General features: G+C 48.9%; 4 protein-coding genes. All 4 read right to left on the bottom strand.

What is annotated here, in order from left to right:
* Window positions 1-63: 63 nt before the first annotated feature.
* The 4 genes from VNM22_02210 to VNM22_02195 all read right to left on the bottom strand — a co-directional run bounded on the left by VNM22_02210 (window position 64) and on the right by VNM22_02195 (window position 21,518).
* Window positions 64-5,565 (bottom strand): choice-of-anchor D domain-containing protein, encoded by a 5,502-nt coding sequence (locus VNM22_02210; protein HWP45951.1) that lies wholly within the window; start codon window positions 5,563-5,565, stop codon window positions 64-66.
* 99 nt (window positions 5,566-5,664) lie between these two features.
* The gene (locus tag VNM22_02205; GenBank protein ID HWP45950.1) at window positions 5,665-11,523 is read right to left on the bottom strand and encodes an SBBP repeat-containing protein; all 5,859 of its coding nucleotides are present in this window, start codon (window positions 11,521-11,523) and stop codon (window positions 5,665-5,667) included.
* A gap of 103 nt (window positions 11,524-11,626) precedes the next feature.
* Window positions 11,627-12,055, bottom strand: a complete 429-nt coding sequence (locus VNM22_02200) for a response regulator (protein ID HWP45949.1) — start codon at window positions 12,053-12,055, stop codon at window positions 11,627-11,629.
* On the bottom strand, window positions 12,045-21,518 hold the full coding sequence (locus VNM22_02195) for an FG-GAP-like repeat-containing protein (protein ID HWP45948.1): 9,474 nt from the start codon (window positions 21,516-21,518) through the stop codon (window positions 12,045-12,047). Before VNM22_02195 ends, VNM22_02200 begins: the two co-directional genes overlap by 11 nt.
* Window positions 21,519-22,358 lie beyond the last annotated feature (840 nt).

The raw sequence follows: 22,358 nt of genomic DNA, 5'->3' as shown, positions 1-22,358 counted from the left end.
GAGTTAAGGCCGAAAAAATACCCTTAAAGGGATAGGAGCGTGGGGGTTCAGAACAGGCTTTGTTTAAAAGAGAACGTACCAGTTCCCTTCTTTCGGTCTCCATACTGCCAAATCAATCCTTCCGTCCCCATTATAATCTGCCGGAACGGGAATATCACCGGGTAAGCCCCATAACGTGGTATTAACGGTTCCATCCGACAAGGCGAGGTTCCAGGTTCCATCCTTAGATCTCCATATGGCCAGATCTGTTTTTCCATCTCCGTTGTAATCTCCGGGTACCGGCGTATCACCTGGCAACCCCCAGGGTGCTGCAAGGCTACCACCGCTTGAAAAAGCGATGTACCAGACCCCTTCTGTAGGTCGCCAGACGGCCAGATCGGTTATTTTATCTCCATCATAGTCTCCAGGCACCGGCGTATCTCCCCTCAATCCCCATAAGACCTGAAGCATGGTTCCACCTCCCGAAGGCTTGATATCCCACTCCCCCAACGTAGGTCTAAAGACGGCGATATCCGCTTTTCCATCCCCATCGTAATCTCCCGGAACGGGGGTATCATTAGAAGCTCCGAAATTCTCGATGACAATTCCCCCCGAAGAGTTCAAAATCAACCACGTTCCTGTGGAAGGTCGAAAAACGGCCAGATCCGCTTTTCCATCCCCATCGTAATCGGCCGGTACAGGTTTATCTCCAGGTAATCCCCAGGCCGGAACAAAGGGAATAGGATTACTGCTGGCTAAAATGTACCAGTTTCCCTCGCTGGGTCGCCAAACGGCAATATCTGCTTTCTTGTCGCCATCATAATCCCGCGGCACCGGAATATCTTTACCAATCCCCCAGCCGATAGGTGTTGCTCCTGTAAGCAACACATTCAGGGGGGTACTTTGATTGGTTGCATTATGGGTAATGGGTAAAACTCCAGAAAATATACCGGCAAAGGAGGGAGAAAAGCCCACCACTACCGATAAAGATTTCCCCGGCTCCAGGCTAAAGGGTCCTCCCCCTTTAGTTACAGAAAAGGGACCAGTAGGATTCCCGACACTCCCAATTAACAGGGCTGTTGAACTCAAATCGTTGGTAATGGTAATAGTTTGAACCGAGGACTTACCCACGGCAATATTGCCAAAACCCACTGAAGTAGAGCTGATGGAGAGATTAATGGTCAGGGACCCTGTTCCATTCACCGGGAACTGGATAGGACTGGGAGTATTCGTGGCATTATGGGTAATGGTTAAGGTTTGGGAAAAGGACCCTATCGAGCTGGGAGTAAAACGAACAATGACGGTTCTCGATTGCTGGGGTGCTAGACTGAATGCGCCTCCCCCACTGACGATGGAAAAGGGATCCGATAAGTCACCTACCGTCCCTGTTAAGGTACCGGTTGAATTATTATTGTTTGTAATTACAAACGTTTGGGTATCGGCTTTGCCTACAATAACCTCACCGAAGTTCACCGGAGTGGGATTTACCGAGATATTAACCTGAGGGACACCGGTTCCCGTTAACAAAACCTCCACAGGACTGGAAGTGTTGGTGGCATTATGGGTAATGGTTAAGGTTTGGGTGGCAACCCCTTCCGAAGTTGGAGAAAACCCTACCAAAACGGTTTGGGATCGTCCGGGTGGTAAAGTGAACGGACCGATTCCACTAACTATTGAAAAAGGAGGTGACAGCGTACTTACACTCCCCTCCAAATTCCCTGTGGAATTGGCCTGGTTGGTAATGGTGATGGTCTGTCGCGATGCGTCTCCTATTGGAATACTCCCAAAGCTTACCGGATTTGGAACTACTTCAATGTTGATATTGATCACGGCAGATACGCCGGTACCACTGACTACAACACCGGTAGGACTCGGTTGATTGGTTGCATTATGGGTGATGGGCAAGGTTTGTGAGAAGGAGCCTGCAGAAGTTGGAGAAAAACTTATGACCAGAGTTTTCGATTTCCCGGGAGCTAAACTAAATACTCCCCCTCCACTGACCACAGAAAACGGACCCGACAGATTACCAACACTCCCCTCCAGAGTATTGGAGGAAGTAGGGAGATTGGCGATGGTCAGGGTCTGATTGGCGAGATCATTCACCGTTAAATTACCAAATGCCAGCGATGCAGGACTGATGGAAAGATTAATAGTTGGAGTTCCGTTTCCCTTTAAGGAGATACTCATGGGACTCGGCTGATTGGTCGCATTATGGGTAATATCGAGGGTTTGGGAAAAGACTCCTTCGGACGTCGGAGAGAAACCTATAACCACCGACCTGGATTTACCAGGCGATAAACTAAACGTACCTCCTCCCGAAACTACAAAGAACGGACCGGATAAGCTCTCAATGCTCCCTTCTAAAATATCCGTCGAGGAAGATAAGTTGGTAATGACAAGGGTTTGAGTGGCCGATCGGCCCACCTGAACATTACTAAAATCTAAAAGATTTGCACTCACATCTATATTGATAGTAGATAGAATTCCCGTCCCTGTTAAGGTCACATTGGTAGGACTACTCTGATTGGTGGCATTGTGGGTAAAAGCCAGGGTTTGAGAAAAAGTCCCGGAAAAGACAGGAGAAAAACCTACTACAACCGACCTGGATTTTCCAGGGGCCAGGCTAAAAGTACCTCCCCCACTGACGACCGAGAATGGACCTACGACATTTCCAATACTCCCCTCTAAAGTTCCGGTGGAACTGGACTGATTGGTAATCGTAATGGTTTGGTTAGCAGATTGACCTACAAGGATATTGCCAAAATCCACAGACGAAGGACTGACGGTCAGATTAATTGCCGGAAGCCCGGTTCCATTTAAGGGTACGAAGGTAGGACTTACCTGGTTGGTGGCATTGTGGGTAATAGAAAGTGATTGAGAGAAATTCCCTGTAGAAGTCGGAGAGAAACTAACAATGACGGATTTGGATTTCCCAGGAGCTAAGCTAAACGTTCCTCCCCCACTGACCAGAGAAAACGAACCTGATAAACTGTCTACACTTCCCTCTAAGGTAGTGGTCGAGGAGGATACATTGGTAATAACAAGGGTTTGAGTGACGGATTTACCGACAATCACTCCACCAAAATCTACAAGACTCGGAGTTACATCCATATTGATCACAGAAACTTCCCCGGTTCCGGTTATCGGTAGGTTAATAGGACTGGTCTGATTGGTGGCATTGTGGGTGATCGTCAGGGTATCCGAAAAAGACCCGGTTGTCGTAGGGGTAAAGCTCACGATAACCGTTCGGGATTTTCCAGGTGCAAGACTAAATGAATTTCCTCCACTAACCACTGAAAATGGAGCCGAGAGACTCGCCACACTTCCCGTCAAGGTATTTGTAGAAGTAGGTGCATTGGTAATGGTAATGGTTTGGGTAGCCGATTGACCTGCCAGGATACTGCCGAAATTTATCGGAGAGGGACTTACAGTTATATCAATAACCGGTACTCCGGTTCCGCTTAACGGCACATTGGTGGGACCTGATTGATTGGTGGCATTGTGGGTAATAACCAACGTATCTGAAAAGTTTCCGGCCGAAGTTGGGGAAAAACTAAGGATAATGAACCGGGATTGACCTGGTGCTAAACTGAAAGAGCCGCCCCCACTGATAAGGATAAAAGGAGCGGACAGGGTCCCTACCGTCCCCTCCAGAATGCCCAATGAGGAGGATAAATTGGTGAGGGTAAGGGTTTGTCGGGCGGATTGACCTACCAGAACATTATCAAAACTTATGGACGTGGGTACTAAAGCTACATTAATGATAGAGGTCCCCATTCCCGTTAATAACACACTCGTTGGACTACCCTGATTGGTGGCATTATGGGTAATTTTTAAGGTTCCAGAAACCGTACCCGGAGCCGTCGGAGCAAATCTTACGGTAACCGTCTTAGATTTACCAGGTAAAAGGCTGAAGGAACCCCCTCCACTCACTACGGAGAACGGACCTGAGAGACTGGTTACATCAACCTCCCCTTCCAGGGTTGTGGTCGAGTTTGCGTTGTTGGTGAGGGTAAAAGTTTGATCAGAAAATTGATTTACGGCAACATTACCGAAGTTTACCGGTGAAGGACTTACCGATAAGTTAATGGCTTCTATTCCTGTTCCGGTTACCGTTACAGTGGTAGGGCTGGTTTGAGTGGTCGCATTATGGGTAATGACCAGGGTATCGGTAAAAGTTGTCCCCGAAGAGGTAGGAGAAAAGCTGATGATGACAGATCGCGACTGGCCCGAGGATAAGCTGAAGGAGCCACCCCCGCTGACTACAGAAAACGGGCCTGTAAGGGTCCCAATGCTCCCTTCTAACAAAGTCGGGGAGGTAGACGAATTGGTAATGGTCAGAGTCTGCCTGGCAGTTTGTCCTACGGCAACATTACCGAAATCCACAGGAGTAGGGTTGATAGATAACTTGATTAACTCTACACCATTCCCTATCAAGCTTATCCCACAAGGAGACGGAGTACCACAGTTTGAATTTGAGGCATTATGGGTTATGAGAAGGGTAGTCTGATCCGGAACTATCGAAACGGCCGTTGGAGCGTACCTTACTGTGATGGTCTTGGAGGCACCGGGGGGTAGACTAAATGTACCTCCTCCGTTCACTACAGAAAAAGGAGCAAGAGGTGCAGCCACCGACCCTTCTAAAATACCTGTGGAATTCGAATCATTGGTGATTGTAATGCTTTGATTAGAGGCCTGACCTACAAGAATGTTACCGAAATTTATCGATAAAGGGCTTATGGATAAGTTGATCGTCTCTACCCCTGTTCCCGTTAAGGATATGTTACACGTCCCGGGCGTACTGCAGTTTGAACTCGTTGCATTATGGGTAATAGATAAAGTTGTGGTAGAGGTGATTAACGCCACGGGAGAAAAACTGATCCTGACCTGTCTGGACTGGCCTGGCGACAGACTGAATGAACCTCCCCCACTGACTACAAAAAATGGGCTTGAGAGATTTCCCACCGTCCCATCTAAAGAATCCGTCGAATTGGATAAATTGGTAATGGTAAGGGTCTGGGTGGCCGCCTGACCTACCACCACATCTCCAAAACTTATGGAAGTTAAACTTACTTCCATATTAATCCTGGCCGATACCCCTTTTCCGTTAATGGGGATGGCATAGGGAGATCCTATGAAAGGAGTTATCGTTTTGTTTCCACTGGAATCGATATGAACCAGATTGGCCGTCAGGCATACCGTATCAGAATAGGTGATGGCTGCCGAAGGAGCGAAACCAAATTTAATATCCTTCTTTTGTCCAGGGCCTAAATTAAAGGCACCACCGCCGCTGATGATAGAAAAAGCAGCAGTTGAAAAGACCGTACTGTTCGCCGAGCTACAGGTTCCCCCACTGGGTATGGCAAAGACGCTTCCGTTGATCTCATCTACGTCTGTTTTCGAAGCCGGCATATTGGCAATGGTTAAAGTCAGAAAAGCAGTCTGACCTATGGTAACACTCCCAAAATCCAGGGTAGAGTTGCTAAAGAAGAAGGTATTGCCGGCAAGTGTTGACCTGGGAAGTAATAGAAATACTCCGACAACCATCACTACACCTGTCCAGGTAATCCATTGATATTTTTTCAATCTCATGTTCATCGGACCATTGTCATCGGTCGCTTATTCATTGTTCGTTGTTAGGATAAAGAATAAAAGACAACGAACAACGAGCAACGGACTTCTGTTTTACTTGTCAAAGGTAATGTTCCAGCTTCCATCACTGGGTCGCCATACGGCCAGATCGGCCTTTCCATCGCCGTTATAATCGGCGGGTACGGGAACATCGTTAAACAAACCCCATTGTTTGGTACCAAATAAACCCGTCGAGGAAAAAGTAATATGCCAGGTCCCATCCCCGGGTCGCCAGATAGCTATATCAGTTTTTCCGTCCCCATCATAGTCAGCAGGTACCGGGATATCATCCGGTAGAACCGGTAAGCCCAAGGGAAATATGGTGAAACCCCCACTTGAAAAATTGATATACCAATTCCCATCCCCGGGTCGCCATACGGCCACATCCTCCTTGCCATCCCCATCATAATCCCCAGGTACCGGGATATCTCCTGCCATCCCCCAGACTACCTGAAGGAGGTTTCCCGATCCGGAACCTCCCGGGTTGCCGGACAGATTTATCATCCACACCCCCAGGGATGGTCTAAAAATAGCCAGATCTGTTATTTTATCCCCATCATAATCGGCCGGTACAGGGGTATCTGTGGAGGTTCCAAAGACACGTATTAAAGGTCCGCTGGAAGAGCCTAAAATGATCCAGGCTCCAACGGAAGGTCGAAAAACTGCAATATCTTCTTTTCCATCTCCATCATAATCTCCCGGAACCAACTTATCCCCCTTTGTACCCCAGGGCTGAATAATAGGGGGATCTAACAGGATAAACCAGCTTCCTTCTCCAGGCCTCCATACGGCCAGATCATCCTTCTTATCCCCATTGTAATCTCCCGGGACCGGAATATCCCCCTGAATGCCCCAGAAGGTTATCAGGGGTTCAGGAGTTGAGGGGTTAGGGGTTGGGGTCGGAGTTGGGGTGAGGGGTGGAGTTCCCGTTTTATCGAAGACAATATTCCAGGTCCCATCAACCGGTCGCCACACGGCCAGATCGGCTCTTCCATCCCCATCGTAATCGGCTGGTACAGGAATATCACCGAATAAGCCCCACGACCTGGAATTAAGTAAACCTGTTGAGGAGAGAGTAAAGTACCAGGTTCCATTACCCGGTCGCCAGATGGCTATATCGGTCTTTCCATCTCCATCATAATCGGCAGGTACCGGTGTGTCTCCCGACAGGGTGGGTAAGCCTAAAGTTACCGTATCGAACCCGCCACTTGAGAAATTAAGGTACCAATTCCCATCAGTGGCTCTCCATACCGCCACATCGGCTTTTCCATCTCCATCATAATCGGCAGGTACCGGTGTGTCTCCCGCTATTCCCCAGGGTATCTGAATCAGGTTGCTCGGTTGTGGAACAGGTACCGGACCTCCCGGACTGCTGGAGGGGCTTATAACCCAAATCCCTAAGGAAGGTCTGAAAATGGCCAAATCTGTAATTCCATCTCCATCATAATCGGCAGGTACCGGTATATCGCTGCGGGTTCCAAATGTGCGGACCAAAGGTCCACTCGAAGATCCTAAGATAAACCAGGTTCCCGTGGAAGGTCGAAAAACTGCAATATCTTCTTTTCCATCCCCGTCGTATTCACCCGGTACCAGCTTATCTCCCTGGATACCCCAGGGCTGGACAATGGTCGGATCCAGCAAAATAAACCAATCCCCCTCGCCAGGTCTCCATACTGTAGGATCTGCCTTCTTATCTCCGTTATAATCTCCTGGGATCGGAATATCCCCCTGAATACCCCAGGGTATCGATGTGATGTTGGGAGTAGGCAGGGGGGTAGGGGTCAGCGTGGGAGCGGGGGTAGGAGTCGGCGTAGCCGTGGGGGTAGGGGTCGGCGTGGGAGTCGGGGTAGGGGGTGGACTGACGGTGGTGGTTATGGTAGCCGTGTTATTGGAGTTGGTTAAATCAGGCTCGTTTGCAGTTACGGTAGCCGTATTCGTAAGGGTCCCCGCTACCAGAGGGGCTGCCACAAGAAGGGTAACTGTAGCCGTAGATCCACGGGTCAGGCTACCAAGACTGCAATTAACCTTACCACCGGTCAAGGTACAACCGGTTCCCTGACCGGCATTCGCAGAAACAAAAGTAACTCCCAACGGTAAGGTATCGGACAGGGTTATCCCTGTGGCCGTCGAAGGCCCGTTGTTGGTTACGGTGAGGAGATAGGTTAAATTTTCTCCTGCAAAGACAGGATTTGGAGAACCTACTTTCTTCAGAGAAAGATCGGCTGCATTAACAGAAGTAGTCTCTGCAGAGGTATTATTGGCACTGTTGGGGTCTGCGGGACTCCCTGTGACCGTAGCCGTATTGGTAAGGGTTCCGGCTGTTAGTGGTACCGTTACCGATATCGTGATGGTCGCCGTAACTCCATTGACCAACGTTCCCAGATTACAGGTCAGGACCCCTGTCCCGCTACAACTTCCCTGACTGGGAGTTACCGAAAGGAAGCTTACACCGCCTGGAAGGGTATCGGTCACGGTAACCCCCGTCGCACCGGACGGACCGTTATTGGTTACCTGGAGAAGATAGGTTAAATTTTGACCTGCAAACAAGGGATCCGGAGTATCCGTCTGGGTGATAGAAAGATCCGCTGCCGGATTGACTGTTGTACTCTCGGCCACCGTATTGTTGGTACCGTTGGAATCGATCTCATTTCCAGTTACGGTAGCGGTATTGGTAAGGTTCATGGCGGTTAACGGAGCCGTTACCAGGATCGTAACCGTTGCGGTGGCCCCCTTAGCCAGTGTTCCTAAATTACAGGTAACCGTACTCCCTGTGTTACCACATGAACCCTGGGTAGGGGTAGTCGAGATAAAAGTAACACTTCCCGGTAAGGTATCCACCACTGTGACCCCTGTCGCCGGATCCGGGCCTCCATTACCAACGGTAAGGAGATAGGTCAATTTTTGACCCGCCAGTACAGGATCTGGTGTATCTGATTGGGTTATAGAAAGATTGGCCACAGGAGTAACGGTCGTGTCTTGGGTAACCTTATTATTATTTCCATCAGGATCGGCTTCGGTTGCTGTTACGGTAGCCGTGTTGGTGAGAGATCCCCCGGCCTGGGGAATGAGCAGAATCGTTAAGGTAGCCGTATTTCCACTGGCTATTGCACCTAATCCACAGGTTACTTTACCACTTTCCTGGGTACAGCCGGTACCTTGACTGGGCGTAGCCGAAACAAAGGTCACATTCCCCGGTAAGGTATCTGTGACGGTTACATTGGTAGCTCCGGACGGTCCCTGGTTGAGGACGGTAAGGGTATAGGTGAGGGTTTGCCCGGTTAAAACAGGGTCGGGATTATCGGTTTTGGTAATGGACAGATCTGCCGCAGGATTGACAGTTGTAGTTTGACTGGTTGTATTATTAGTCCCATTGGAATCCGGTTCTATTCCTGTGACGGTGACCGTATTGGTCAGGGTGGTGGCTACAGCAGGTGCCGTGACTTCCAGGGTAACCGTAGCGCTAGCCCCGGCATTTAAAGTTCCCAGATTACAAATAACCTGAACCCCTATCAGGGTACAGGAAGTTCCCTGGCTGGGAGTAGCCGAGATAAGGATCACATTCCCCGGCAAGGTATCGGTCAGGGTAACCCCTGTTGCCACATCAGGACCCTTATTGGTAACGGTTACGGTATAGGTAAGACTCTGTCCGGCCAGCACAGGATCTGGATCATCGGTTTTGATAACCGCCAGATCAATGGAGGGAGTCGCTTTGACGATTAAAACATCGCTACCCAGGCTTCCTGCCACATAAGCATTACCAGAAGTATCCACGGCAACACCCAGACCACGATCGTTACTATTTCTACCTATAAAGGTAGAATAAAGAAGGGTCGTACCGGTAGCGCTCAACTTTGTTAAGAAGGCATCAAAGCCACCACTGATGGTAGGCTGAAAGGGAATGGCAAGGGGGAAATTATTAGACCCGGTATCTCCAGTTATGTAGGCATTACCGATGGCATCCACGGCAATGGCAAAACCTTCATCTGTGGCAGTACCCCCCAGGTAAGTCGAATAAACCAGGGAGGCTCCTCCAGATTGAGAGGGATCCAGTTTGGCTACAAAGGCATCTTGAGAACCCTGATAAGAAGCTTGAAAGGGATTGGCTACCGGGAAGTTCATCGAAGAGGTAATGCCGGTTACATAAATCTTGCCGGAGTTATCTACTGCGATTCCCAAACCTTTATCGGTGTCACTGCCCCCCAGGTAGGTAGAATACAGCAGTGTATTGCCACTTCCGTTTAATTTTGCCACAAAGGCATCCTTGCTAATAAGGGGTAAACCACCTAAGGCTGATTGGAAGGGATTCAGGGTTGGAAAGTTGAGTGACTCGGTTTCTCCGGTTAAGTAAACATTTTCGGAGGAATCCAGAGCAATACCGAAACCCGCATCACTCCCACTCCCTCCGAAGTAAGTACTATAAACCAAAGTACTTCCTGCCGTATTGAGCTTCGCAATAAAGGCATCTTGAATTCCACCGTTATTGGCTTGAAGTGCATTTACTGTCGTAAAGTCCAGCGATTTCGTTCGCCCGGTTACATAGGCATTACCGGAGGTATTTACGGCAATTCCAAAACCTTCATCATCGCCACTTCCGCCCAAATAGGTGGCATAGATCAGACCGGTGCCGGTAGGATTCAATTTAGCTACAAAGGCATCCAGAAAACTAAGGGCTCCTACACTATTACAATTACCATCCGTACCGCAATTCGTATCCAGGGCTCCGGTAGTTACCGGAAAGTTGGTTGAGGTAGTAGATCCTGTTATATAAGCGTTGCCGAACGTGTCTACCGCAATACTATTACCGATATCTGTTCCATTACCCCCCAGATATGTAGCATAAACAATGGCCGTTCCCGCAACATTTAACTTGGCTACGAAAGCATCTGAGGAACCTCCTCCAGAAGAGGACTGTAAAGGTTGTCCCCCTGTTGCCCCAACCGAAAAATCCGTTGATACCGTATAACCGGTCACATAGATACCTCCCGCAGCATCTACAGCAATCCCGTTACCAACATTATTCTTGCTACCGGTAAGGGTTGTAAAATAACTCAACACAGGATCGATAATGAGGGGTCTGCCGGGATCATAGGCAGCTATTTCAAAGCTAAACGTGGTTTGTGATTTGCAGTCCGTGGTCGGGGGGTCTTCTTCCGGGGGCTGTGAAGAAGGTTCGAGACGTACATAACGACCCGGGATCTTCTGTTGGATTCCGTCGATCTCCTGGTAAATATGAGGTTTATGTAAACGGATAGTTTCATCGGCAAGGGCCAGAACAAGATCCCCTTCCGGACTTACCTGGATGTCATCTGCACCTGTGAAAGCCAGCCGGATCTTTCCGGGGTCTGCACCGGGAGCAATAACGAAATCATACTCCAATTGCTGTTGGTTACCGTAGTAAATCAGGTCTATGCCGGGGTATATCTCCCCATATTTGACCCGGGCAAAAGTAGGAATCTGGATGTGCCACTTTTGCGGATCATTACCTGTCAGATAATGACTTTTACCGGGTAGCTCATCCAGTCCCATCACCTGAGGAGAGGGATTGGCACCGACCAGGTGCATGCGTAAAACATAGGGATGGTCGGTTGTTCTTCGTCTGTTATCCTTTACTGAGGCACCAGAGGGATCCCCTCTATTTTGAATATCGGTTATAGGATTTAGAACCAGTACGGCTTCGTTGGCCGTCAAAAACAGACTATAACCGCTGCCACGGGACAGAAATTTTACTTGCGCATCACTCTGACCCTGATTGACTTCAAAGCTTAAAGGCAGGTTACTGAGTGCCAGATAGGCAGGTGTATGACCCCCGGTTCGTTGCTCATTGTCTGCTCCGGTGGACAACGGACAACTTACCATAAGCCCCAACACAAAACCGATCAGGTAATTTCTTCGCTTTTTTGAGTTCATCATCATGATAGTTTTCTTCGACAAGCTTAGGAGATAGCCTGTCGGATTGTTTTTGTAGGCCCTGCTACCCGTTGGAGCCGTCCACCCCTATCCAGCCGGGTACCAGTTTTTAATGGTAGATTACTTTCCTTTTCTGATTTTGGAAAAATTCCCTTACTAAGGGCAAAAGTCCATCAAAGAGCGCATCTTTGACTAAAAAGCCATCAATCCCCAGGTTATTTCCCTCTTGTATTTCAAGATCATATAAGGAGTAGAGAATAATCTTTAAAGCCGGGTTTCTCTGTTTAAGAAGCTTACAGATTTTGAAACTGTTACGGTTTCCTGAAAGAAAAACATCCATCAGGATAAGGTGGGGACTCAGTTTCTCCATAAGCTTAAAAACATCCTCGCCCTCCTCTGCTTCCTCCATAACTTCGAAGCCTTTAATTTCCTCAAGATAACTTCTCAAAGTTCTTCTAAAGAATGCATGATTGTCCACGATGAGGACTTTAACCACTTCTCTACCAGACTCAGAATGCCGCATGATTTTATTTCTCAAAGATGATATTCCAGGTTCCGTCGCCGGGTCTCCAAACGGCCAGATCCGCTTTCCCATCTCCATCATAATCGGCCGGTACGGGTATATCACCCAATAAACCCCACTGTGTGGAGCTAAACAAACCGGTTGAGGAAAAAGTAATGTGCCACATTCCATCACCGGGCCTCCAGACGGCCAGATCCGCTTTCCCATCTCCATCATAATCGGCCGGTACGGGTATATCACCCGGTAAACCGAGCTGTAGGATTGTAGAACCTCCTGTTGAAAAACTGATATACCAGTTCCCTTCCGCGGGTCTCCATACGGCTACATCTGCCTTTTTATCCCCATCATAATCGGCCGGTACGGGTATATCTCCGGATAATCCCCAGCGGATCGGTTTCAGATTTCCTGGATTGCTGGAGAGCTTAATTCCCCAGGTACCCAGAAAGGGTCTAAAGACGGCCAGATCTGTAACGCCATCTCCGTCATAGTCCTCAGGAGCCGGAATATCTGAAGACGACCCGAACTTTTGTACGAAAACCCCTCCCGAAGATTTCAAGGCAAACCAGGTTCCGATAGAAGGTCGAAAGACTGCTATATCCGTCTTTCCATCTCCATCATAATCACCCGGTACCAGTTTATCCCCTTTTACCCCCCAAGGTTGAATAATGGGAGGATCCAGCATAATGAACCAATCCCCTGCACCGGGTCTCCATACGGTGATATCTGCCTTATTATCTCCGTTGTAATCTCTGGGTATGGGAACATCCCCCGAAATCCCCCAGATTATAGAAGTAATAACCGGGGTCGGGACAGGGGTCGGGGTAGCCGTCGGTGTGGCTGTTGGAGTCGGTGTTGGAGGTGGAGTCAGGGTTACCGTAACACAGGGAGAGAACTCGGAGGTGTTATTGTTGGAGTCTGTTACCGTGGCCGTTACCACCTGACCTGCCGGAATTAAAACCGGAAAGGTAACATTCACAGATGCATTACCACTTCCATCCGTTGTTAGGGTCGTTACACCGAGAATATCGGTACCTTCACCATTTCCCGAAGGATCACAGGTATTGCTAAAGTAGAATTCAACTCTAAAACGGGTGTTAGGTGTGCTATTCAAAGTTCCTTGAACGGTTGTACTGCCACCACTGGAAACAGCTGAGGTTAACAGAGGGAAATTCTGAAGATTGTTGGCTCCTGAGTCTCCATCTCCGGAATCGTTGGAAGTTATGCCCTTGAGGCCCAGATCAATCCCAAGACCCGAATTAGAAAAGATAGAATTGAGAAAAAGAGCATTCCCGATGCCAGAATCTATAAATATTCCATCACTTCCATTAAAAGCAATAATATTGCCTGCACCCGGAGCTGTCCCACCGATGGTATTATTACTTGCCGAAGTATTTATAAGCACACCGTATAAGGTATTTCCTAACGGACCGATACCGTCTGCTTGGGTTCCAATGAAATTACCCTGCACCCAATTTCCGGTTGCTCCGGTCCCCAGGATTTCAATTCCGTTTAACTTATTGCCCGAGATGATATTACGGGCTCCTGGGGTGGTACCTCCGAGGGTATTGCCCGGGGCATTGACAAGGAATATCCCATCAAAGGCATTCCCTAAGGCAACGGTACCGTTAAAGTTAGTACCGACAAAGTTACCCTGAATCCGATTCCCCGTTGCACTTCCACCGAAGATCTGAATACCCGCAGAACCGTTACCCGAAATGACATTACCCGACCCCGGGGTAGTCCCCCCGATTAAATTATTGGATGCCAGATTGATGAATATACCGGTACCCCCATTACCCAGGGCGGTGGTACCGGAGACGTCAGTACCAATAAAATTACCCTGGATGAGATTACCCCCGCCGGTTGTGATAAGAATTCCATTTCCGGCGAATCGATTGATGATAAGTCCTTTGACAATACTATTTCCGGCAGTAATTTTTAATCCATTGGCTCCGATCCCCGCACTACTTCCATTCAGTTCGATGAGGGGAGTACCTGTAAAGCCAGGCTGGCTGGTACCATCGATCCAGATGGGGTCGGCGATATCGGGTAACGCCGAGATAAGCTGAATCGTATAGGGGCCTGCCCCGGGGAGGTTGAATAGAATCACATCGGTTCCGGCGGTAGCGTTAGCTGTATTAATGGCTTCCCGCAAAGTGCACTCTGTCGCATCACAGACCCCATTTCCAGGATCTAAAGTAGAATTAACAATGAAGGCTGTTACGGTGGTGGTTTGGGTGGCTATATTATTCACCGTGTTGGGATCGAACTCGTTACCTGTCACACTACCGGCGTGGCTGAGGATTCCCAACACCTGAGGTTTAACGATCAAGACCACCGTGGCTCCGGCACCACTATTTAAAGTTCCCAGGTTACAGGTCAGGGTACTCGTTCCATTACAATTTCCCTGACTGGGTGTTATCGAAATGAAGATCACTCCGGCGGGTAATGTGTCGACTAGAGTTATGCCCGTGGCCGATGAAGGGCCATTGTTGGTAATGGTCAGGGTATAGGTTAAGTTTATTCCAACCCCCACCGGATCTGGCGAGTCTGTTATACGGATCGACAGGTCAGCCGCCGGATTGACGGTTGTGTCGGCTGTTCCGGTATTGTTACTCATATCAGGATCGGATTCATTGGCCGTTACACTGACCTTATTATTCAGGGTTCCTGCTAGGGTCGGCTTAACCACAAGAGTAATAAGGGTATTAGTCCCACTGGCTAAAGTACCCAGAGAACAATTTATCGTACCTGTTCCACTACAACTCCCTTGACCGGGTGTAATGGAAACAAAAGTGGCTCCGGCAGGTAGAGTATCCTGGAGAGTTACTCCCGTCGCAGTTGAGAGACCGTTATTGGTAACGGTTATGGTATAGGTGATATTATTCCCAATTGTTACCGGATCCGGAGAATCTAATTGAGAGACAGCCAGATCGGCTGCCGGATTAACCGTTGTATTCTCAGTGGCCGTATTATTGGCCAGGTTCGGGTCTGTTTCATTGGTTGCCAGATTGGCTACACTTACGGTATGAACAAGGGATCCTGTGGTGGTAGGCTTCCCGACAAGAATAACGGTAGCTGTGGCGCTGACGGGTAAAATACCCAGAGTACAGGTTACCGGGCTTGTTCCTGTACAGGTTCCCTGACTGGGGGTAGCAGAAATAAAGGTCATACCGGAAGGTAAGGTGTCGGTTAAAGTTACCCCTGTAGCCGCCGAAGGACCGTTGTTGATGACAGTTATGGTATAACTCAGATTGGTTCCTACCAGGACCGGATCTGGGGAATCGGCCTGAGTAATGGCAAGATCGGTTGCCAGGGTAACTAAAGTACTGGTTATCTGGCTATTATTGGCCGTATTGGGATCGGTTTCATTCCCTGTAATACGGACTGTATTACTGATAGATCCTGTTGTGGTAGATTTAACGACAAGGGCTATGGTAATACTTGCCCCTTTAGCTAAAGTACCCAAAGAACAGATAACCGGGCCGGTTCCGTTACAATTTCCTGAGCTTAACGTAGCCGAGACAAAGAGGACTCCGGCCGGAAGTGTGTCTGTCAGGGTTACTCCTGTAGCCACAGAAGGGCCGTTATTGGTGACGGTAATGGTATAAGTAACATTATTCCCCACAGCTACCGGATCCGGCGAATCAGATTGAGTAACCATGAGATCGGCTGCGGGATTAACCGTAGTATCTTGAGAGGTCGTGTTATCAGATAAGTTCGGGTCAAATTCATTGCTTGCTACGGTCGCCGTATTTGTAATGGTTCCTGTAGCTGTGGGGGCATTCATCACGAGGGTTACGGTTGCTGTGGCTCCATTGTTAAGGGTTCCCAGAGCACAACTTACCGGCGTTACACCTGTACAACTCCCTTGATCAGGAGTGGCTGAAACAAGAGTTACGCCGACAGGAAGGATATCGGTTAAGGTTACTCCGGTGGCTGCTGAAGGACCGTTGTTGGTTACTTGAAGGGTATAAGTCAGACCGGCTCCGATCGTTACAGGGTCTGGTGAATCGCTACTTGTAATTGTCAGGTTAGCAGCGGTAACCTCGGTATTTTGTGAATTTGTATTGTTAGTCAAAACAGGATCAAATACGAGGCTTGCCACGGTAACCGTATTGGTTATAGTTCCTGCCGTTGGGGGTTTGACGAGGATGGTAACGGTAGCGGTAGCCCCAACGGCCAAAGTATTTAAGGTACAATTAACGCCAATGGTCAGGCTACAGTTCCCCTGGCTTGTGGTGACTGAAACAAAGGTGATGTTGGGCGGGAGCATATCTGTCAAAGTCACACCCGTGGCCTGGGAAGGACCCTGGTTGGTAACCGTAAGGAGATAAGTCAGGTTGGCTCCGACGGTTACCGGATCTGGTATGTCCAGTTGGGTGACCGACAAATCTGCAGTGGGATCAACGGTAGTACCTTGACTGGAAGTATTATTGGTTGTATTCGGGTCAAACTGACTACTTGACACACTGGCGCTGTTGGTAATCGCTCCTGCCCCGGTAGGCTGGACGATAAGGCTAACGGTTGCACTGGCTCCGGTTGTCAAAGTGCCTAAATTACAGGTTACGGTTGTTGTGACGCTGCAACTCCCCTGATTAGGTGTAACCGAAACAAAAGTCACATTGACCGGAAGGGTATCCGTTAAAGTCACATTGGCAGCGGAAGAAGGACCGTTATTGGTTACTTGAAGGGTATAGGTCAGGTTATTCCCAACCTTTATAGGATCCGGAGAATCGGTCTGAGTAACAGAAAGATCGGCTGCCGTGATGGTTGTGCTTTGCAAACTTGTATTGTTACTCAGATTGGAATCGGCTTCATTGCCGGCTATCTGTACGGTATTGTTGATGATTCCCACCGTTATAGGGGTCACCACTATATTAATCGTAGCGCTGGCTCCATTAGCCAGGTTACCCAGGGAGCAGGTGACGGTACCACTTCCCTTACTACAAGTTCCCTGCGTACTGTTTGCAGAAACATAGGTCACACTGACCGGAAGGGTATCGGTTACAATCACTCCGGTAGCCAGGGAAGGACCATTGTTGGTAGCCACCAGGGTATAGGTCAGGTTAGCACCTACGGTCACAGGATCTGGAGAATCGGATTGGGTAATTGCCAGATCGGTAACTGTCACCGTGGTAGTCTCCACAGCCGTATTATCGGCCAGATTGGAATCAGGTGGATTACTGGTTACCGTGGCCGTACTGGTAATAGTACCTACTGCCGTGGGGTTGACCTTGACCGTTATGGTAACCACTCCTTTATTCATAGTTCCTATATTGCAGGTGATGGTGGTGGTTCCACTGCAAGTTCCTTGAGTGGATGTAGCCGAGACGAAGGAAAAGTTACCGGTCAGCGTATCTGTAAGTACTACCTGGGTAGCCTGGGAATTACTATTATTGATTACCCGGATGGTATAAGTCACGTCCGTTCCCACGGCTACTGGATCCGGTGAATCCGATTGAATAACGGATAACCCGATTATTACGATTGCAGTGGATTGGGTAGCGGTGTTGTTGGCTGTATTGGAGTCTGTTTCATTGGCGGTTACACTGGCCGTATTAACCAGGGTAGTGGTGGTGTTGGGGGTGACGACGATGGTAACGGTTGCACTGCCACCGTTACTAATCGTTCCGAGATTACAAGTAATGGTACTCGTCCCGCTACAACTCCCCTGGGTAGGAGAGACCGAGCGAAAGATCACTCCCGAAGGGAGGGTATCGGTCAGGGTTACTCCCGTAGCCGGAGAAGGGCCATTGTTGTTAACTGTCAGGGTATAAGTCAGATCTGCCGTTGTTGTAGCCGGATCTGGAGAATCCGTCTTGGTAAGGGCCAGATCTACGACCGGGTTAACCGTCGTAAGCTGAGCCGTTGTGGTATTATTAGCTGGTGTAGGATCAAAGGTATTACTGGTCACACTGGCAGTATTACTGATCGTTCCCACGGTAGTAGGTTGGACTACAATGGTGACGCTGGCACTGGAACCGCTGTTGATAGATCCGAGGTTACAGGTAACCGTACTACCGGCCTGGGTACAGCCTGGCGCCGAAACCAGGATGACACTGGCAGGTAACGTGTCGGTCACCACTACCCCTGTCGCCTGGAAAGGACCGTTGTTGGTCACAGTCAGGGTATAGGTCAGGTTGCTTCCTATCAGGACCGGATCTGGGGAATCTGACTTGGTAATGGCCAGATCGGCCGATGTAACCGTAGTAGATTCCGTTTCTGTATTGTTAGCCGGATTAGGATCAATCCCACCCCCTGTAACACTGACGGTGTTGGTAATGGTTCCTGCCGAGGTGGGTATAACGAGGATGGTAACGGTAGAGATTGCTCCACTGTTGAGGGTTCCGAGATTACAGGTAACAGTACTACCCGATGGGGTACAGGTTGGTGAGCCGGGTAAAGAGGAGACAAAAGTCACACTGGATGGAAGGGTATCGGTCAAGGTTACGTTGGTAGCCTGGGAGGGGCCATTGTTGGTTACTCGAATCGTATAGGTCAGGGTTGCATTTACAGTGGTAGGGTCTGGGGAGTCCGTTTTGATGACCGAAAGATCTGCCCGATTAACCTGAATACAGTTAGAGAACTCGGAGGTGTTGTTATTGGGATCTGTAGCCGTTGCGGTGATAAACTGACCTGTAGGAACTACCGTTGTGGAAGTAATATTGATATTTGCATTACCGGCAGAATCGGTTATTACGGTGGTCGAGCCAAGGAATGTTGCTCCTTCCCCATTGCCAGAAGCGTTACAGGTACTGTTAGAAAAGAACTCCAGGACAAAGTTGGTATTGGCCATACTGTTAAAGGTTCCCTGGACGGTCGTTCCCCCTCCTCCGGAGTTGGCCGAAGTTAGGACGGGAAAATTCTGAAGATTGTTGGCCCCTGTATCTCCATCACCAGCATCGTTGAGAGTGACTCCATTACTTCCCAAATCTATTCCTAAATCGGTGTTGGAGAAGATAGAATTGCGCGAGAAGAGATTACCGGTACCTGAATTGGCGAATATTCCATCACTCCCGTTAAAGGCAATGACATTACCTGCTCCGTTCGCCGTACCGCCTATGGTGTTGTTGCTTGCCGATGAAGCCAGGACCACACCATGGCTGGTATTACCCAAAGCGATAGTACCCGTGGAGTCCGTACCGATGAAATTACCCTGGATTAAGTTCCCGGTAGCTCCGGTACCCGAGATGGCAATACCGGTCAGAGCATTACCCGAGATAATGTTACGTTCGCCGACCGTCAATCCACCCACGGTATTATTGGCTACGTCGTTAAGGAGCACGCCGTGACCCGCATTACCCAACGTAGCAGTGCCGGCGGAGGTAAGACCGATATAATTGCCTTGGATGAGATTCCCGGTGGCACCGGTACCTGAAATCTCAATCCCATCCGAGTTATTACCCGAAATAACATTACGGGACCCGGTGACTGTACCTCCCACGGTGTTGCTGGATGCCCCGTTGATGAATACCCCGTTACCGATATTGGCCAGAGCGGCGGTACCGTTGATATCGGTACCGATATAATTGCCTTGGATGAGATTCCCGGTGGCACCAGTACCTGAAATCTCAATCCCATCCGAGTTATTACCCGAAATAACATTACGGGCTCCAGACGTTGTTCCGCCAACAGTATTACCGGGGGCATTATTAATAAAGATCCCATTACCCCCATTACTTAAAGCCACAGTACCGTTCACATTGACTCCGATAAGGTTTCCTCGAATCAGATTTCCCGTTGCATTGGTACTGAGGATTCTTATACCATCCGAGTTATTACCCGAAATAACGTTTCCTGCTCCGGTAGCAGTTCCTCCGATAACGTTATTGGAGACCCCATTGATAAATACTCCAGTTTGAGAGTTTCCTAAGCGGTTGGTGCCGTTACTATCGGTACCGATGAAGTTACCCTGGATCAAATTCCCACTGGTTCCGCTACCCGAGAGGGTAATTCCATGACTGGTATTACCGGAGATAATATTGCGGGCGGCTGAAGTTGTTCCACCGATAGTATTATTAGAGGCACTGGAGATCAGTATCCCCTCACTGGCATTACCCAGGGCACTACTACCTCCCAGGTTGGTCCCGATCAGGTTACCCTGAACCTGATTACCCGTTGCGCTATTACCGGAGATGGTAATACCTGTTGCGTTATTACCCGAGATGAGGTTACCGGCTCCTGCTGCAGTTCCACCGATGGTATTATTAAAAGCATTGGAGATCAGGACTCCATTACCGGTATTACTCAGGATAATAAGGCCGCTGATGTCGGTACCGATGAAGTTACCCTGGACTTGATTATTAGTCGCGCCGGTACCCGAGATTTCAATACCATCTGAATTGTTACCTGAGATGATATTACCGGCCCCAAGGGTTGTCCCACCGATGGTGTTATTGGAGGCATTGGAAATGAGAATGCCATTGGCGTTATTACCCAATGCGAGGCTACCATTGATATGGGTGCCGATGAAGTTACCTTGAACTTGATTGCCGGTTGCGCCGGTGCCCGAAATTTGAATTCCATTCAAGTTGTTACCGGAAAGTACGTTACCGGATCCTGACGTAGACCCACCAATGATATTATTGGCTACTCCGGAAATAAGAATCCCATTACCACTGTTACCCAAGGCAACGGTACCGGTGCTGTTGGTACCGATAAAATTACCCTGGACCCGGTTTCCTGTTGCGCCACTGCCGGAGATCTCAATGCCGTGGGAGTTATTACCTGAAATAAGGTTACCGGTTCCGGAGGTTGTCCCACCCAGGGTGTTGTTGGAAGCGCCGTTGATAAATATTCCATTTTGCAAATTACCCAGGTCCAGGGCACCGGTAAGATCGGTACCGATGAAGTTACCCTGTACGATATTGTTAGTTGCACCATTGCCGGAGATCTCGATGCCGTCTGAATTGTTACCTGAAATGAGGTTACCCGTGACCAGCGTGGTTCCACCGATGGTGTTATTGGAAACTCCATTGATGAAGATTCCATCTTTGGCGTTACCCATGGCGAGAACACCGGTAGCATTGACTCCGATAAAATTGCCCGTAATGGTGTTACCACCGTTGAAGGCCAGTGTAATTCCGTTCCCTCCAAATCGGTTGATGATCAACCCCTTTACAGTACTATTTCCAGCAGTAATCCGTAATCCATCCACTCCTGGCCCGGCATTGCTTCCATCTAATTCAATCAGAGGGGTGGTTATAAAACCAGGTTGTGTGGTTCCATCCAGGATGACCGGATTGGTGATCGTAGGCAGGGCCGATCCAGGCGTGATGGTTTGGATACCTATACCGGGGATGTTGAATTGAATGGTATCTGTGGCCAACGTACTGTTGGCTTGCTGAATGGCTGCACGTAGGGTACACTTCCCGGTTCCATCGTTACAAATCCCATCGGTTAAATTACTATCCCCTCCATCTCCTGTGGAATCGACCGTGAAAGTGGCGGCCAGGGCGGTATGATGAGAGATCATAATGCCTGCTATAACTGCCATTGCAAAGATAAATGTTTTGAGTTTTATCATAGATTTCCCCCTCTATCTGGAGAGCTTCTATCCAACGGCCCGATTTGTAGATCATCTTTGAAGGTATTTTTTATTAACGGCAGAATCAATCCAGCAGATTCTGTATTTGAGATCAGGTAAATCCTGTACTTTCTTCATCCCTACCGGATGGGATAGCATTTTTTGAGCAAACCGAGATCCCCTTTGATTTTAAAGATGGAAAAAAGGTGGGTAATATCAAATCGGTGTGGAAGTGTGGGAGATAAGTATAGGGTATAAAGAATAGAGGGGTTTTTCACCTAACCTCCTCTCCTGGCCCCACCCAGCCCCTCCTTCTCTCCCTTCCCGCATGCGGGGAGAGAAGGAATGGGACTTTTGAAAAGTATTGATAAATCACTTTTGGTGGGCACGAATCTAGGGCGTTTCTCTGGAACTCATCTTATCAAAAATATCAAAAAATTCTCGAAATACTCTAGAACTTAACAGCCCTGTCCCTCCAGGGGGGACTTCAGCAGCAGCAACCCCACGTCAGTCCCCCCTGGAGGGGGGGCCAGGGAGGGTGTTTCTTTTTCCACCTACTAAACGATCATGACCTATTGGATCGCCACAAAGCGTGAAAATCGTAGGGTGATTTTCGTAAGAAATGGATACGGATACGTTATTCAAATCTAACTTTACAAGGGAGTAGTACACTGTTACCTTAATTTTGACCTCATAAGGCTGCTTTCACTCCCCAACTCTCCTCACCCCCATCCCCCCTGGCCCTCCAGTGCCCCCTCTCCGTAGGGGCGGGAGGCCTCCCGCCCCTAC

The sequence above is a fragment of the Candidatus Limnocylindrales bacterium genome (assembly GCA_035559535.1).
In the GTDB taxonomy this organism is placed as follows: domain Bacteria; phylum Moduliflexota; class Moduliflexia; order Moduliflexales; family JAUQPW01; genus JAUQPW01.
This window is presented reverse-complemented; position numbering and strand designations above follow the sequence as displayed.